The 16430-nt window shown below is 67.6% G+C and carries 15 protein-coding genes; 9 read left to right on the top strand and 6 right to left on the bottom strand.

Annotated features, from left to right (window positions below; genetic code table 11):
* Window positions 1-152: 152 nt before the first annotated feature.
* Window positions 153-899 (bottom strand): polyphosphate--glucose phosphotransferase, encoded by a 747-nt coding sequence (gene ppgK / locus BMW26_RS09155; protein ID WP_053096292.1) that lies wholly within the window; start codon window positions 897-899, stop codon window positions 153-155.
* A 70-nt stretch (window positions 900-969) separates the two neighbouring features.
* Here ppgK and BMW26_RS09150 point away from each other — a divergent pair, with 70 nt between their 5' ends.
* From BMW26_RS09150 to BMW26_RS09135, 4 genes are read left to right on the top strand one after another with little or no spacing between them, the layout of a single operon-like run.
* Window positions 970-1182 carry a hypothetical protein gene (locus tag BMW26_RS09150; protein WP_053096290.1) on the top strand — a complete coding sequence of 71 codons (213 nt, stop codon included), beginning with the start codon at window positions 970-972 and terminating at the stop codon, window positions 1180-1182.
* A gap of 2 nt (window positions 1183-1184) precedes the next feature.
* Window positions 1185-2522, top strand: coding sequence for a type I glutamate--ammonia ligase (gene glnA / locus BMW26_RS09145; RefSeq protein WP_042541155.1), 1338 nt, complete (start codon window positions 1185-1187; stop codon window positions 2520-2522).
* A gap of 9 nt (window positions 2523-2531) precedes the next feature.
* Complete coding sequence (locus BMW26_RS09140) at window positions 2532-5507, top strand: bifunctional [glutamine synthetase] adenylyltransferase/[glutamine synthetase]-adenylyl-L-tyrosine phosphorylase (protein WP_056278817.1); 2976 nt, start codon at window positions 2532-2534, stop codon at window positions 5505-5507.
* Window positions 5508-5516: 9 nt separating this feature from the next.
* Window positions 5517-6446 (top strand): diacylglycerol/lipid kinase family protein, encoded by a 930-nt coding sequence (locus BMW26_RS09135; RefSeq protein ID WP_072591325.1) that lies wholly within the window; start codon window positions 5517-5519, stop codon window positions 6444-6446.
* Here the strand turns inward: BMW26_RS09135 and BMW26_RS09130 are convergent.
* On the bottom strand, window positions 6433-7587 hold the full coding sequence (locus BMW26_RS09130) for an AI-2E family transporter (RefSeq protein ID WP_082586596.1): 1155 nt from the start codon (window positions 7585-7587) through the stop codon (window positions 6433-6435). The two genes, BMW26_RS09135 and BMW26_RS09130, sit on opposite strands and share 14 nt — an antisense overlap.
* 141 nt (window positions 7588-7728) lie before the next feature.
* Between BMW26_RS09130 and BMW26_RS09125 the strand changes: the two genes are divergently transcribed.
* Window positions 7729-7917, top strand: coding sequence for a hypothetical protein (locus tag BMW26_RS09125; RefSeq protein ID WP_053096284.1), 189 nt, complete (start codon window positions 7729-7731; stop codon window positions 7915-7917).
* A gap of 49 nt (window positions 7918-7966) precedes the next feature.
* Complete coding sequence (locus tag BMW26_RS09120; protein ID WP_053096281.1) at window positions 7967-8206, top strand: hypothetical protein; 240 nt, start codon at window positions 7967-7969, stop codon at window positions 8204-8206.
* A 243-nt stretch (window positions 8207-8449) separates the two neighbouring features.
* On the opposite strand, the gene glnA (BMW26_RS09115) is transcribed toward BMW26_RS09120, so the two are convergent.
* Window positions 8450-9874 (bottom strand): type I glutamate--ammonia ligase, encoded by a 1425-nt coding sequence (glnA, locus tag BMW26_RS09115; RefSeq protein WP_053096279.1) that lies wholly within the window; start codon window positions 9872-9874, stop codon window positions 8450-8452.
* Window positions 9875-10034: 160 nt separating this feature from the next.
* Between glnA (BMW26_RS09115) and BMW26_RS09110 the strand changes: the two genes are divergently transcribed.
* Window positions 10035-10421: an RDD family protein gene (locus BMW26_RS09110; RefSeq protein WP_157557472.1), complete on the top strand. Its 387-nt coding sequence runs from the start codon at window positions 10035-10037 to the stop codon at window positions 10419-10421.
* A gap of 6 nt (window positions 10422-10427) precedes the next feature.
* Here BMW26_RS09110 and BMW26_RS09105 read toward each other — a convergent pair whose 3' ends face one another.
* Window positions 10428-10907, bottom strand: a complete 480-nt coding sequence (locus BMW26_RS09105; RefSeq protein ID WP_053096276.1) for an ATP-dependent zinc protease family protein — start codon at window positions 10905-10907, stop codon at window positions 10428-10430.
* Between the two features lie 26 nt (window positions 10908-10933).
* On the opposite strand from BMW26_RS09105, the gene BMW26_RS09100 reads away from it, so the two are divergent.
* On the top strand, window positions 10934-12121 hold the full coding sequence (locus BMW26_RS09100) for a RimK family alpha-L-glutamate ligase (protein ID WP_053096274.1): 1188 nt from the start codon (window positions 10934-10936) through the stop codon (window positions 12119-12121).
* Between the two features lie 64 nt (window positions 12122-12185).
* On the opposite strand, the gene BMW26_RS09095 is transcribed toward BMW26_RS09100, so the two are convergent.
* Complete coding sequence (locus BMW26_RS09095) at window positions 12186-12896, bottom strand: DUF4191 family protein (RefSeq protein ID WP_053099128.1); 711 nt, start codon at window positions 12894-12896, stop codon at window positions 12186-12188.
* 161 nt (window positions 12897-13057) lie between these two features.
* On the opposite strand from BMW26_RS09095, the gene BMW26_RS17910 reads away from it, so the two are divergent.
* Complete coding sequence (locus BMW26_RS17910; protein ID WP_072591323.1) at window positions 13058-14560, top strand: hypothetical protein; 1503 nt, start codon at window positions 13058-13060, stop codon at window positions 14558-14560.
* 8 nt (window positions 14561-14568) lie between these two features.
* Here BMW26_RS17910 and sucB read toward each other — a convergent pair whose 3' ends face one another.
* Window positions 14569-16371: a 2-oxoglutarate dehydrogenase, E2 component, dihydrolipoamide succinyltransferase gene (sucB, locus tag BMW26_RS09085; RefSeq protein WP_072591322.1), complete on the bottom strand. Its 1803-nt coding sequence runs from the start codon at window positions 16369-16371 to the stop codon at window positions 14569-14571.
* Window positions 16372-16430: the final 59 nt, after the last annotated feature.

Below are 16430 nucleotides of genomic sequence, written 5' to 3'. Positions count from 1 at the left end.
GGTCTCACCGTCGAGGCGCAGACGGGCGGGGTGCCATGGTGTCACGTCGCCGGGCCGCCGTGCGGGTGATCCGGTGAGACGCGCCGAAATCCCGGACGCGACGAAGGCCCCGCCGAATCGGCGGGGCCTTCGTCGTCTCTGTGGTCGGGGAATCAGTCGCCGGCGAGCGAAGCCGCGCCGATGATGCCGGAGTTGTTGCGGTGGATCGCCGGGACGATCGGTGTCTTGAGGTCGAGAAGCGGGAGGAAGTCACCGGCGTTCTTCGACACTCCGCCGCCGACCACGAACAGGTCGGGGCTGAAGAGGAACTCGATGTGCGAGTAGAACTTCTGCAGACGCTCCGCCCACTCCGCCCAGCTGAGTCCCTCGCGCTCGCGCGCCGAGGTGGCTGCATACGTCTCGACCGACTCGTACTCGCCGAAGTTCAGGTGGCCGAGCTCGGTGTTCGGCAGCAGGACTCCGTCGTACAGGAATGCCGAGCCGATGCCCGTGCCGAGGGTCGTGAGCAGCGTGAAGCCGCGCACATCCCGCGCCGCGCCGTGGCGGGCCTCCGCGACGCCGGCGGCATCCGCATCGTTGACGAAGACGATGTTGCGCCCGAGCCCGTCGCGGAAGAACCGCTCGGCGTCGAAGTCGATCCATTCCTTCGAGACGTTGGCGGCCGAGAGCGTCTTGCCGCGCTTGACGATCGCCGGGAACGCCACGCCGAGGGGAAGAGTCGTGTCCTTGACGTCGAGCGTCTTCAGAACCGTCTGCACGGCCTGCAGGACGTCCTGCGGTGATGCGCCCTCAGGAGTGGGTACGCGTACCCTGTCCGAGGCCATGGTGCCGTGCTCGAGGTCGACCAGACCTGCCTTGATACCCGTGCCGCCGATGTCGACGCCGATCGCTTTTGCCATGCTGGTTAGCTTAGCGACCACGCTCAGCGCCAGTAGGATCGATGACACCACGTGAAGAAGGGGATCGGCCATGTCGAACGGCGATGAGAAGTACTGGTACAACCTGGAGACCGGCCAGGTGGAATTCGGCATGATCTCCGCATCGGCCGACCGCGTCGGCCCCTTCGACACCGAGGCTGAGGCGTCTCGGGCTCCGGAGAAGCTCAAGGAGCGTTCGCGCGCCTGGGCTGAGGAGGAAGCAGCCGAGAGCGGCTGGGACGCCGGTATCGGCAAGGCCGAGTGACCGTGGACAAGCAGAGGGATTTCGTCCTCCGGACGATCGAAGAGCGCGGCGTCAAGTTCGTCCGCCTGTGGTTCACCGATGTCATCGGCACGCTCAAGTCCGTCGCCATCGCGCCGGCCGAGGTAGAGGGCGCGTTCGCCGAGGGCATCGGATTCGACGGCTCGGCCATCGAGGGCCTGACCCGCAGCTACGAGTCCGACCTGCTCGCCCAGCCCGACCCCACCACCTTCCAGACCCTGCCGTGGCGCGGCGAGATCGACCCGACCGCGCGCATGTTCTGCGACATCACGACGCCGGACGGCCGTCCTGCCGTCTCCGACCCCCGCCATGTGCTCAAGCGCACGCTCGCCAAGGCGGCGGATGCCGGATTCACGTTCTACACGCACCCCGAGATCGAGTTCTACCTCCTCAAGTCGTCGTCGTTCGGCCCTGAGGGTCCGGTTCCGGTCGACTCCGCCGGCTACTTCGACAACGTTCCCGGCGGCACGGCGCACGACTTCCGCCGCCGTTCCGTGCGGATGCTCGAGGATCTCGGCATCTCCGTCGAGTTCAGCCACCACGAGGGCGGCCCGGGTCAGAACGAGATCGACCTGCGCTACGCGGACGCGCTGACGATGGCCGACAACGTCATGACCTTCCGCACCGTCATCAAAGAGGTCGCGATCGAGCAGGGCGTCTACGCCACCTTCATGCCGAAGCCGCTGAGCGGTCACCCCGGAAGCGGCATGCACACCCACATGTCGCTCTTCGAGGGCGAGCGCAACGCGTTCTATGAAGAGGGCGCCAAGTACCAGCTCTCCAAGACCGGACGACACTTCATCGCCGGCCTGCTGCGTCACGCAAACGAGATGGCGGCGGTGACCAACCAGTTCGTGAACTCCTACAAGCGGCTCTGGGGCGGCGACGAGGCTCCGAGCTTCGTCACCTGGGGCCACAACAACCGCTCCGCTCTGGTGCGCGTGCCGATGTACAAGCCCAACAAGGGCGGTTCGTCGCGTGTCGAGTACCGCGCGCTCGACTCGGCAGCCAACCCGTATCTCGCGTACGCCCTCATGCTCGCGGCCGGCCTCAAGGGCATCGAGGAGGAGTACGAGCTGCCTCCCGAGGCCGAGGACAACGTGTGGTCGCTCAGCGACGCAGAGCGCCGCGCGCTCGGCTATTCTGCGCTTCCGGCGAGCCTCGACCACGCGCTCGAGTACATGGAGAGCTCCGAGCTCGTCGCCGAGACCCTCGGCGAATCGGTCTTCAACTACGTGCTGCTCAACAAGCGCAAGGAGTGGGAGGCCTACCGCGGCCAGGTCACTCCGCTGGAGCTGAAGAACAACCTCGAGCTGCTCTGAGCGTCGCCGATGGCCCGTTCGGACGACTCCGTCTCTCTCTCCGCGCTGGCCAGGCTGGGGTTCGCCGAGCTCAGTGAGGCGGCGGCGAATCTCACCGAGCTCGCGACCCTGATCGGAGTCGAGCGCTCACTTCTGCTCAGCGAGGCGGACGCGGCCGACCCCGATGCGGCGGTCGAGGGGATGCTGCGCGTGGCACGGCGCGATGCGGCACCCATCGCCGCCCTGTTCACCGACCAGCGGGCGCGCCGACGTGCGTGGCGGGTGTTCGGGGCGTCGCAGGGCTTCGCCGACTTCTTCCTGCGGCATCCGACCGAGATCTCGGTGCTCGGCGACACGTCCACCGAACTGCCGTCTGCGCACGAGCTGCGCGATCGGATGCTCGAGGCCGTCGGAGCGCGCGACGGATTCGCCGAGTCGGGCGATGACAGCGCGGTGGTCACGCTGCGTGTGGCGTATCGCCGCAACCTCGCTCTGATCGCCGCGATCGACCTGACGGCGCACAATCCTGTGCGCATCGTCGCGGATGTCGCCGCCGCGCTGGCCGATATCGCGGGCGCGGCGCTGGAGGCATCTCTGGCGATCGCGCGCCGGCGGCTGGTCGACACGATGAGTCGCGAGCAGGTCGCGGCCACGCAGCTGGCGATCATCGGCATGGGCAAGGCGGGTGCACGCGAGCTGAACTACGTCAGCGATGTCGATGTGATCTTCGTCGGCGGAACCGCAGACGAGGACGCCGTCCCGGAGTCGCGCGCGATCGACATCGCGACCCGTCTCGCGAGGGAGACGATGCGAGGACTGAGCGGCATCGAGGTCGAGCCCCCGCTGTGGGAGGTCGACGCCGCGCTCCGTCCCGAAGGCAAGCAGGGCGCGCTCGTCCGGTCGCTCGGCTCGCACCTGGCCTACTACGACCGCTGGGCGAAGAGCTGGGAGTTCCAGGCGCTACTGAAGGCGCGACCCCTCGCGGGCGATGCGGAGCTCGGCGCCGAGTACATCGCCGCCGTGCAGCCGAAGGTCTTCTCCAGTGCCGCGCGTGAGAACTTCGTCGACAGCGTGCAGCGCATGCGCGAGCGGGTCATGGAGCACATCGACCCCGAGGATGCCCCGTACCAGCTCAAACTCGGCTCGGGCGGCCTGCGGGACATCGAGTTCACCGTGCAGCTGCTGCAGCTCGTGCACGGCCTCACAGACCCCCGTCTGCGCACGCGGGGCACACTCGAGAGCCTCGACGCCCTGGTGGAGGGCGGCTACATCGGCCGGGCCGAGGCTGCGTCTTTCGCCGATGACTACTGCGTGCTGCGGTTGATGGAGCACAGGTTGCAGCTCCGCGAGCTCAGCCGCACCCACCTGATGCCCCGCACACCGGCGGGCCTTCGGGTGCTCGCGCGCAGCACCGGCCTGGGCGAGTCCGGTGAAGCGATCTGGGCGCGCTGGGAGAGCGTGCGGCGGGAGGTGCGCGACATCCACACCCGCCTGTTCTACCGGCCTCTCCTGAGCGCTGTGGCGGCGCTGCCGGAAGAGGAGCGCACGCTGTCCACGGCACAGGCGCACGACCGGCTCATGGCGATCGGCTTCCGGGATCCGGCCGGCGCCCTGCGCCACATCGGTGCACTCACCACCGGATTGAGCCGCAAGGCGACCATCCAGCGGCATCTCATGCCCGTGATGGTGCGCTGGTTCGCCGACGGCAGCGACCCCGACTATGCGTTGATCGCGTTCCGTCGCATCAGCGAACGCCTCGGCGACACTCCCTGGTTCCTCCGGATGCTGCGTGATTCCTCGGGCGCTGCCGAGAGCCTGACGCGCCTCCTCTCGTCGTCGCGCTACGTCGGCGAGCTCATGGAGTGGATACCCGAGTCCGTCGCCTGGCTCGACAGCAGCGAGCTGCTGCGGCCCCGCAGCGGGGCCGCTCTCGACGAGGAGGCCAGGGCCATCCAGACGCGGCACAGGAACGTCGGCGACGCGCTGCAGGCGGTGCGAGCGCTGCGGCGGCGCGAGCTGCTGCGAACGGCGATGGGCGGCGTCCTCGACGTGCTCTCGATCGAGCAGATCGCGACGTCCCTGACCGAGATCACCGACGCGACGATCCAGGCGGCGCTGCGCGCGGTCCGCCGCGAGATCGTCCCGCTCGACGATGAGGCGCTCGACTTCGCGGTGATCGGCATGGGGCGGTTCGGGGGAGCGGAGCTGGGCTTCGGCTCCGATGCCGACATCCTCTACGTGTACGACGCGAACGGCGTCGATCCGCAACGCGCGCAGACGCTCGCCACGCGCATCGTCGCCGGCCTCCGAGAGCACCTCACCGACCACCGTGTGCCGTTGGACCTCGATGCCGATCTCCGTCCGGAGGGACGCAACGGACCCGTCGTCCGATCGATCGACGCGTATGCGGAGTACTACCGGCGCTGGTCGCTCTCCTGGGAGGCTCAGGCACTCCTGCGGGCGAGAGGCGTGGCGGGCAGCGCGACTCTCATCGAGAAGTTCACGGCCCTCGCCGACAGCATCCGCTACCCCGCCGAGATCGACCTGCAGGGAACCCGCGAGATCAAGCGCATCAAGGCGCGAGTCGAGGGGGAGCGGCTGCCTCAGGGAGTCGATCCTCGTCGACACCTGAAGCTCGGTCCGGGCACGCTGAGCGACGTCGAGTGGCTGGTGCAGCTGCTCCAGCTGCAGCACGCCCATGACGCACCGGCCCTGCGCACCACGTCGACGCTCACGGCGCTCCAGGCGGCCGTCGACGCAGGCTACGTTCCCGCCGAATCCGCCGATCTCCTCCGGGCCGCGTGGCTGCTGTCGAGCCGTCTGCGATCCGCGATCACCCTCTACACGGGCAAGACGAGCGACGTGCTCCCGACGGATCCGCGCGACCTCGACGCCATCGGTCGGCTGCTCGGGTACCCCGACCGTTCGGCGAGCATTCTCGACGACGACTACCTCGGCGTGACCCGGCGTGCGCGCCGGGCATTCGAGCAGCTCTTCTACGGCTAGCCTGGCTCCATGACGATCTCGAAGCTCGGTGTGATCTGGAACCCCTCGAAGGTCGATGGGGACTCGCTGCGCGCAGCCGTCGCCGAGACCTTCGTCTCCGACGGTGGCGGCACTCCTGTCGAGTGGTGGGAGACCAGCATCGAGGACCCGGGGCGGGGAATGGCCGCCGAAGCTGTGGCCGCAGGCTGCGACGTGGTGATCGCCGTCGGCGGCGACGGCACCGTCCGGGCGGTCGCTGAATCGTTGGCGGGCACGGACGCCGCGCTGGGCATCGTGCCGCAGGGCACGGGCAACCTGCTCGCGCGGAACCTCGAGATCCCCCTGAACGACATCCCCGCCGCGTTGGTTCGGGTGCGCGACGGCGAGCCGCAGCGGATCGACATGGGCTGGGTCGACCACGACGGCACCGAGCACGCGTTCGTGGTGATGGTCGGTTTCGGCATCGACGCGCAGATGCTGGTCGAGACCGACGAGGACCTGAAGAACCGAGCCGGATGGATCGCCTACGTCGAGGCGATGGGACGTGCTCTCGCCGGCACCGAGATGACCGACATCACCCTGACGCTCGACGATCAGGAGCCGCAGGGGCTTCGCGGTCACACCATGCTGATCGGCAACTGCGGCATGCTGCAGGGCGGCATCCGTCTCCTGCCGGATGCGGTGCTCGACGACGGACTGCTCGACATGCTGCTCGTGAGCGCCGAAGGGCCCCTCCAGTGGCTCGACACCGTCCGTGCCTTCGTGTGGGAGAACGGCATCCGTCGCATGATGGGCAATGTCGACACCGCTGTGAGCACCGACTCGACGACGCACATCTCCGCGGAGCGGGTGCGCGTGCAGCTCGCGTCACCGCAGATGTTCGAGATCGATGGCGAAGAGGTCGGACACATCTCCGACTTCACCGTGCGGGTCCAGCCCGCCGCCCTCACCGTTCGCTGAGGGTTCCCGGTGGGACGACCTTGCTGTCCTGCGTCGGGAAGACGACCTTCTGCACGATGATGATGATGCTCGCGGCGACGGGGATGGCGACGAGTGCGCCGAGGATCCCGCCGAGTGCGCCACCGGCGACGGCCGCGATCACCACGAGCGCTCCGGGAACGGCGACCGCCTTGTTCATGATTCGCGGGGACAGGACGTATGCCTCGATCTGCATGTAGACGAGGTAGTAGCCGAACGCGATGAGAGCGGTCACCGGGCTCACGATGAGGCAGATCAGCGCATTGATGATCGAGGCGCTCAACGTTCCGACGAGCGGGATCATCGAGCCGATGAAGGCGATCAGCGCGAGAAGCGCCGGCACGGGGGCTCCGATGATGCTCAGCACGATCAGGCTCAGGATGCCGTTGATGAGCGCCAGGCTGGCCTGCCCCATCACGTAACGCCCGACGGCGCCGGAGACGTCTTCGAGGAGCCCTCCGAAGGTGTCGCGCTGGTAGGACGGGACGAAGCGCACCGCGACGCGCTTCATGCTTCGAAGCGAGGCCATGAAGTACAGGGTCAGGATGAGCACGATGGTGACGCCGGTGAAGCCGCCGGCGATGCCGGCGCCGACCGCGAAGACTCCGCCGCTGATGTTGAGGATGTTGCCCGGATCCTGGACGAAGCTCAGCACGCCCTGCGCCGCGTCGTCGAAGGTGGAGCCGAACTGCTCGCTCACGTCCTTGAACCAGGCGCTGGCCATGAAGTCCTCGACCATCTTCGGGCCGTCCTGGATCAGGTTGGTCACCTGCTCGATGAGAAGAGGCACGATGGCCAGGATGATGCCGGCGAAGACCAGGATCACGACGGACACGACGATGGCGACGGCGGCCGGGCGAGGGAGCTTGCGTTCGATGAACGAGACGATCGGGTCGAGCCCGAGTGCGAGGAAGATCGCCACCCCGATGTAGACCAGCACCGTGGCGAGCTGGTTGACGATTCCGCCGAGCATCAGCGCGACGAGCACACCCAGAGCACCGAGGAGGCCGAACATGAACGGGTTGATCCGGGCGATCGCCGCCGCCGCTGTCTTCGGCTGCGCGGGAGGAGTCTCGGTGGTGTGGACCCTCTTCGGCTGCAGCCTGTCGTACTTGCGGCGCATGATGGCCCCCCACTTGTGTTCATTCGGACCCCTCAGTTGACCAGTAGGGGCGGGTGAAAGCAAGCGCGACACGGTCGTGCGGGTGCCGGATCCCCCATGCGGGGGATGCGGTGACCGCGAGGCGTTCGTACGGTGGATGACATGACGGATGCAGAGAAGGATTCGCAGAAGAAGCCGCAGAACGGTCTTGCAGTCGGCCTCGGCCTGGGCATCGCCGTCGGGGCGGGGCTCGGACTCACCGTGTTCGACAACCTCGCTCTCGGAATGGGCCTCGGTCTCTCGATCGGCGTCGCGATCGGCGTCGCGGTGGATTCGCGCGCCGGCGAGTGAGAACTTCCGCGACCGCGGGGATGCCCTGGGCTCGCGTAGTCTTCAGAACATGGCGAAGCGGGGTGGACGGGGTGCACGGTGGCGGTACCGCCGCGAGTGGCTGCTGACTGCGGTGTCGGCGCTGCTCTTCGCCTACATGGTCGGGCTCGTGCTGGTCACGCTGACCTGGAGCGTCGCCTATTCCCTCCCGCAGTGGATCCTCATCGGAGTCATGGTGACCGGGTCGGCCGTGCTGCTCGCATGGCAGGTGCGCAAGGTCCGCGGGCTTCGACGCAGCCGCGACCGGTGAGCTCGGCGCCGCCGTCCGTCGCCCAGGGCTACACCGTAGCGGGCGCGTAGGCCCATCCCGGCCCGGCTCGAACGGGCAGCCTCCCTCTCCGAAAAACTGGACGCGGAGCCGGGGTGAGCTCACGCGGCTAGGGCGGGACCGAGAAAGACTCTACGCGAGACGCGCAGAGAGCCCGCCAGGCATGGCCTGACGGGCTCTCTGTGCGATTCGGCGGACCAGCCCCCGAAATCCCGCGGGATCTGGTTACACCCCGAAGTACAGCTCGTACTCGAACGGGTGCGGGCGCTGAGCCATCGGCAGGATCTCGTTCTCGTACTTGTACGAGATCCAGGTCTCGATGAGCTCCTCGGTGAAGACGCCACCCTCGAGGAGGAACTGGTGGTCCTCCTTCAGTGCGTCGAGCGAGTCGAGCAGCGAGTTCGGGACCTGCGGGATGTTCTTCGCCTCCTCGGGGGGAAGCTCGTAGAGGTCCTTGTCGACGGGCTCGTGCGGCTCGATGCGGTTCTTGATGCCGTCGAGGCCGGCCATGAGCTGCGCGGCGAAGGCGAGGTACGGGTTGCCCGATGCGTCAGGCGCGCGGAACTCGATGCGCTTGGCCTTCGGGTTGGAGCCCGTGATCGGGATGCGGATGGCAGCCGAGCGGTTTCCGGCCGAGTAGACCAGGTTGACCGGAGCCTCGAAGCCCTTGACCAGACGGTGGTAGCTGTTCAGGGTCGGGTTCGTGAAGGCGAGCAGCGCCGGAGCGTGCGCCAGGATGCCGCCGATGTACCAGCGAGCGATGTCGCTGAGCTGACCGTAGCCGGCCTCGTCGTAGAAGAGCGGCTTGCCGTCGTTCCACAGCGACTGGTGCGTGTGCATTCCCGATCCGTTGTCGCCGTACAGCGGCTTCGGCATGAAGGTGGCGACCTTGCCCCACTCTTCGGCGGTGTTCTTGACGATGTACTTGAACTTCAGGATGTCGTCCGCCGAGTGCACCATGGTGTCGAAGCGGTAGTTGATCTCCTGCTGGCCGGCGGTGCCGACCTCGTGGTGCGAGCGCTCGAGGATGAACCCGGCGTCGATCAGCTTCAGGGTGATGTCGTCGCGCAGGTCAGCGGTCTTGTCGACCGGGCTGACGGGGAAGTAGCCACCCTTGTACGGGGTCTTGTTGGCGAGGTTTCCGCCCTCTTCCTCACGACCGGTGTTCCACGCGGCCTCTTCGGAATCGACCTTGTAGAAGCTCTCGCCGGCGGTGACCGAGTAGCGCACGTCGTCGAAGATGTAGAACTCGGCCTCGGGGGCGAAGAACGCCGTGTCGGCGATGCCGGTGGAGGCGAGGTACTTCTCGGCCTTCTTCGCGACCTGGCGCGGGTCCTTCGAGTAGATCTCTCCCGTGCGCGGGTTGTAGATGTCGAAGATCATCACGAGGGTGCTCGCCTCGCGGAAGGGGTCCATGTATGCCGTCGTGACGTCAGGGATGAGCTGCATGTCGGACTCGTGGATGCTGGCGAAGCCACGGATCGAAGAGCCGTCGAACAGCTGTCCGTCCACGAAGAAGTCCTCGTCGACAGTGGCCGCAGGGATGTTGAAGTGCTGCTGAACACCAGGGAGATCAGTGAATCGGATGTCAAGGAACTTGACGTCGTTCTCCTTGATGTAGGTCAGCACCTCGGACGAATCTTTGAACATGTACGACTCCTGGATTGCGGATCGATGGCTTCACGGCCATTGTGCACAGTACGTGCGGGGCGTTACCCCACGGTATCCGCTTTGTTTCGAGCATGTTACGCGCCGGTAGGCTGGATACGTGACGGACGCTGTGAACACGTACCCCGGAGAACGACTCGGAATGCCGCAGACGGGGACGGGCAGCATCGCCCGCCCTGGACGGCGAATCGGGGCCCTTCTCATCGACTATGTGGCTGCGACGATCATCGCCACCGGGTTCCTCGGCTACGACCAGTTCGCACTGCCCGCCGAGGCCGGCCTCACCATGTTCGCGCCGATGGCGGTCTTCGCCCTGCTGCAGATCCTCTTCATCCCGACGGCCGGCGGAAGCCCCGGGCACCGTATCCTCGGCATGCGCGTGGTACGTCTGGGCGGCGGCTGGGTGGGGATCTGGCGTCCGATCGTCCGCACCCTGCTGATCATCGTCGTGATCCCGGCGGTCATCTGGGACGCCGATCAGCGAGGAATCCACGACAAGGTGACGGGACTCGTGCTCATCCGCGCCTGATCGGGCTCACTCCTTGCCGCGATTGCGGCGTCTGGCCTCGCGCGGAGCGCGACCGCCGAGGAACGAACGGGCAGGGTCGACGATATAACCCTGTCGCAGCGCCTCGCGACCGATGAGCATGCGGAAACCCATCTCGTCCCGGTTGCTCAGCGTGACCTCCGCGAGCACCTCCCGATCATGCAGACGGATCAGCATCTCGACGACGAGTCGCTCCTGGGCATGGCCCGATGAGCTGCGCACGGCGCGGCGATCATGCACAGGGGACTCGACGATGACGGCATCCTCCTGGCTGTCCTGCCAGGGCTTCACACGGAACCGAACCCACGACACGCCGTCGCGCTCGAACTCCTGGATCTGGAATGCGTGCAGCGAAGAGGTGCGCGCGCCCGTGTCGATCTTGGCTTTGAGCCAGTCGACTCCGAGATCAGGCAGGCTCACCCATTCTCGCCACCCGATAAGGGTGTTTGAATGGGATGACTTACTCACCCGACCATCCTGGCAGGAAATCCCCCGTGAAGATCGCAGTGCTCTCCCGCGCGCCGCAGGCGTACTCCACCCAAAGGCTGCGCGCCGCTGCGCTCCAGCGAGGTCACAACGTCAAGGTGCTCAACACGCTGCGATTCGCGATCGACCTCACCGCAGACGAGCCGGACCTGCACTACCGGGGCCGTCAGCTCAGCGACTACGACGCGATCCTGCCTCGCATCGGCAACTCGATCACCTACTTCGGCACCGCCGTCGTGCGCCAGTTCGAGCAGATGGACGTCTACACGCCGAACACGGCGAACGGGATCTCGAGCGCGCGGGACAAGCTCCGCGCGAATCAGATCCTCTCGCGCCACAACATCGCGATGCCTCCCACGGCCTTCGTCCGCAACCGTGCGGACGTCCGTCCGGCGATCGAACGCGTCGGGGGTGCTCCTGTCGTCATCAAGCTCCTCGAGGGCACGCAGGGGATCGGTGTGATCCTCGCGCCGCAGGTGAAGGTGGCCGAGGCCATCATCGAGACGCTGCACTCGACCAAGCAGAACGTGCTGATCCAGAAGTTCATCTCCGAGAGCCGCGGGCGCGACATCCGCGCTCTCGTCGTGGGCGACCGCGTGGTCGCCGCGATGCGGCGATCGGCGGCGGGTGACGAGTTCCGCTCGAACGTCCACCGTGGAGGCTCGGTGGAAGCCGTCGAGCTCGATCCGATCTACGAGCGCGCAGCCGTGCGCTCAGCCCAGATCATGGGGCTCCGCGTCGCCGGAGTCGACATGCTCGAAGGCGACGACGGCCCGCTCGTCATGGAGGTCAACTCGTCGCCTGGCCTGCAGGGCATCGAGACGGCCACGAAGCTCGACGTCGCAGGCGCCATCATCGACTACATCGCCGGCCAGGTCGCATTCCCCGAGATCGATGTGCGTCAGCGCCTGACCGTCTCCACGGGATACGGGGTCGCCGAGCTCATGGTGCACGGAGCTGTCGACCTCGTCGGCAAGACACTCGGCGAAGCCGGACTGTGGGAGCGCGACATCACCGTGCTCACGCTGCACCGCGGCGTCTCCGTCATCCCGAACCCGCGCAAGCACGTCGTCCTCGAGGCCGAGGATCGGCTCTTCTGCTTCGGCAAGCTCGACGAGATGCGGTCGATGGTTCCGGAACGTCGCCGTCGCCGCGCAAAGGTCCGTCGCCTTCCGCGTCAGCCGCTGTCGGAGTGAACGACGAAGCGCGGCCGTCCTCGCGATGAGGTGCGGCCGCGCTTCTGCGTGTGCGGGGGTCAGCTCAACGCGGACGCTGCGCCCTGACCTTGGTGGGGTCGATGCCCTTCGGGATCGGCAGCGACGAGATCGATTGCGACACGGATTCGATGCGTCGGATGACGGCACCCATGGTGGCCTTGTCGATGACCTTCGGAAGCTTCTTGATGGTCTTTGCGAGATCGGCGATCGCGACGTCGTCGTCGCCGTGGCCGACGTAGAGCACCGTGACCGGCACGCCGTGGGCCACACGGGCTGCCTTGCTGCGCTCATCGTTGACCAGTCGGGTGAGGCGGCCGCGGGAGCCCTCTCCGACGACCACGACGCCGCCGCGACCCACGGTGCGGTAGACGGCATCCTGCGTCTTCGGGTTGATGCCGACCGGCGTCTCGGATCCCTGCCAGTTGCGTCCGAGGCTCGTGCTCAGCACGTGGCCCGTGGCGCCGGGCATACCGTCGATCTTCTGGTACATCGCAGAAGTCGACAGGCGCGTCATCAGGAACATCGCGCCGAGCAGACCGAGCATCAGACCGGAGATGCCCCAGAGGATGAGAGTCCAGACCTGGAACGGCGGGATCAGGTAGCCCACGATGAGGCCGATGAGGACACCGATGACCAGCAGCGCGATCTGGGCCCAGGGCAGCCAGGGGTAGATCTCCCTCGTGAACTTGAAGAGGGACTTGATCTGGGAGAAGAATCCCGGACGCTTCTCGGGCGCGGACGTGCGGTTTGCCATGTGCATAAGAATACCGACTCCGGGGTGCGCTGATGGCGTCGTTCGCGTCGGGCGGATTCGGGCGCCTCGTCTTCTCCTGCACACGCGGCCGATTCCTGCGCATGCGTGCACATCAAGCGATGTCTGTGCGGGAGCGCCGTGCGATGCGATGACATGGGGGAATGGCGGAGACGGAAACGAAGGCGAGCGGTGCGGTACTGGTGCCCGGTGCGCATCGGACGATCAGGAGGATCGACGCGGACGAGGGGCCGTACGCGGGAACGCTGGTCACCCGAGGCGCGGCGATGGCCGTTCTGGTGGACTCCGCCTCGATCAGCGGGTGGGCTGGGTGGGACCACGCCGGTGACGACCACGTCGCGGGGCCGCTCGACATCGTGCGGCGCGCCGACGGGCACGACGCGCTGCTCCCATGGTGCACCGAGAGGGTCTCGACGTTCGTCGGTCGTCGCGCGGCAGCCGGCGTCGCGCTCGGCTCCGGGGAGATGACGACCCTGGTCGCCAGCATCCTGCGAGGTCTCGGTGAGCTCGGACGGACCGACGAGCACGAACACACGGGTGGCTGGTGGCTCACGGATGACGGGCGACCGACTTTCGTGATCGGCGCAGGCGAGACGGCACGGACGGCAGCGGCGGGTCTCGTCGCGCGGATTCGCGAGGACTGCGTCGACCGCGCACTCGGTCGCCTGCTCGTCACGATCGAGGAAGGGCTGAGCGCTGCCACAGGACGGCCGGGGATGCCGATGCGACAGCTCGAGGGGTGGGAGGCGGACCTGTTCGACACCGCGGCGCCGAAACCGCTGAGACGCGATGTGCATGCGCCTGAGCTGGCGAGAAGTGCGGACGCAGCGATCCGCGCAGCGGTCGTGCGACCCGACGAGCGAAGTCGGATGAGAACCCGTGCCACTCGACCTATGGCGGACAACCGCGTGCGCGCTGTGACGTCTCGCGTCGTCGCGCCCTTGCTGCGTCGCCTCGACCTCTGGCGGGGTGCGATGCTCCTCGTGGTCGCGCGCCGGCATCGGAGAGACGCGGATCGAGCACGCGCCGCCCGCGTCGACAGGAGGATGGAGGCCCCCACAGGGGGCGTCCGAACCCCCGTGCGACGTGGGCGGAGGGCGATCGTCGCTGCGGCTGCGGCCGTAGCGGTGCTCGCCGGCGGACTCCTCTGGCCTGGGGGAGCGACAGGGGAACCGGGCGACGGGGGTACCACGGCGGTGCCGACGAGCGGTCGGGACGCGGAGCAGATCGACTCTGCGTCTGCCGATCCGTCACCGGCGGCGACGCCGACGGCACCCGAACCGAAGCCGGACGAGTCCCCGAAGGGATCACCGCCCGAGCGAGCCGATCCGGAGGATCCGGTCGAGGCGGCGCACCACCTCATCGACGCGATCAGGACCTGCGCGGCGAACGACGACGCGGTCTGCGCCGAAGCGGTCGCTCAGGGGTCCATCGGGGTCGCGGACGCATTGGCGGGAGGTGAGGGAGTGCTACAGCTCGAACCCGTGGACGAGTACGGGGATGTCGCCGTGATCCGAGCTCCTGCGTCGGGAGGGGAAGAGGACGGTGCGGAGTCCGCCGCCGGGGAGCGCATGGTCGTACTCGTCCGGGTGGCAGAGAAATGGCTGGTCCGCGACGTGTACGACGTCGCGGACCAGCCAGGATGATGCGGTGGTCAGGCTCCGAGCTGAGCGGCGAACTGCGCCGACTCGAGGCGGGCCTTCACAGCACCGAGGAAGCGAGCGGCGTCTGCTCCGTCGATGATGCGGTGGTCGTACGAGAGAGCGAGATACACGTACGAGCGGACGGCGATCGCGTCTGCGCCGCCGACCTTGACGAGACCGGGGCGCTTGACGACCGTTCCGGTGCCGAGGATCGCCGACTGCGGCAGGAAGACGACCGGAGTGTCGAACAGCGCGCCACGCGAACCCGTGTTGGTCAGCGTGAACGTGCCGCCGGCGAGCTCGTCGGGCTTCAGCTTGTTGTCGCGCGTGCGTGCCGCGAGGTCGGCGATCTCATGCGCGATCTCGGCGATGTTCTTCGACGCGGCGTCGCGCAGCACCGGCGTGAGTAGACCGCGCTCGGTGTCCACGGCGATCGAGACGTTCTCGGACTCGGGGTAGATGATCTGCTCGCCGTCGACCGTGGCGTTCACGATCGGGAAGGCACGCAGAGCCTCTGCGGCAGCGAGGGCGAAGAACGGCAGGAACGACAGCTTGTCGCCCGTCTTCTCGAGGAAAGACGCCTTGACGCTGTCGCGGTACTCCGCCAGAGCGGTCACATCGACCTCGACGACCGTCGTGAGCTGTGCGGTCTGCTGCATCGACTCGACGGCGCGCTTGGCCAGAACCTTGCGCAGGCGCGACATCGGCTGCGTGGTGCCACGCAACGGCGAGACCTCGAGCGGAGCGGGCGCAGCAGGGGCGGCCGCAGCGGCGGGTGCCGCCGACGCGCTCTCTGCGGCCTTGAGCACATCTTCCTTACGGATGCGTCCGCCGACGCCGGTGCCGGTGACACTGGCCAGGTCGACGCCCTGCTGCGAAGCCAGACGGCGCACGAGCGGGGTCACGTACAGGTTGTCGCTCTCGGTCGGGAGGGACAGCTTCTGCTCGGCCGGAGCTGGAGCCGGAGCCGATGCCGCCGCGGGCGCGGGCTCGGACGGCGCTGCCGCCGGGGCGGGGGCGACAGGTGCGGACGCACCCTCGCTTGCCGGAGCCTGCTGCACGGGGGCTTCTGCCGCGGGAGCAGCAGGTGCCTCTGCCGCAGATGCGGGAGTCTCGGTGGGAGCGGCAGGAGCCTCGGCGGCCGGAGCCTCCGCAGCCGGTGCGGCGGCGGGAGCTGCTCCAGAACCGACACGAGCAAGCACAGCGCCGACCTCGACGGTCTCGTCTTCGGCGGCGACGATCTCCTGCAGCACGCCGGCGACCGGCGAGGGGATCTCGGTGTCGACCTTGTCGGTCGAGATCTCCAGCAGTGCCTCGTCGACCTCGACGGTGTCGCCGATCTGCTTGAGCCAGCGGGTGACGGTGCCTTCGGTCACACTCTCGCCGAGTTCGGGGAGGACGATGTCCGTGGCGTCGCCTGCGGGGGCAGCGGCCGGAGCAGCCGCGGCAGCGGGCGCGGCTTCGGCAGCAGGAGCGGGCTCCGAGGGGGCCTCGGCCTGCGGCGCGGCAGCCTGAGGCGCCTCCTCCGCGGCCGGCGCTGCGGCTGCAGGAGCATCCTCGGCAGGAGCAGCGGCGCTGCCGTCGCCGATACGCGCGAGCAGCGCGCCGACCTCGACGGTCTCGTCCTCGGCGACGAGGATTTCCTCGATCACACCGGTGACGGGCGAGGGGATCTCGGTGTCGACCTTGTCGGTCGAGATCTCGAGCAGGCCCTCATCCGCCTGAACGGTGTCTCCCACCTGCTTGAGCCAGCGGGTGACGGTACCCTCTGTGACGCTCTCGCCGAGAGGGGGGAGGACGACGGATGTGCTCATGACTGAGTCTCCTTCAGGAAGTTAAATGACGCGTGTCTAGCTTAGTGAACTGTTCACCG

Source organism: Microbacterium sp. 1.5R (assembly GCF_001889265.1).
In the GTDB taxonomy this organism is placed as follows: domain Bacteria; phylum Actinomycetota; class Actinomycetes; order Actinomycetales; family Microbacteriaceae; genus Microbacterium.
This window is presented reverse-complemented; position numbering and strand designations above follow the sequence as displayed.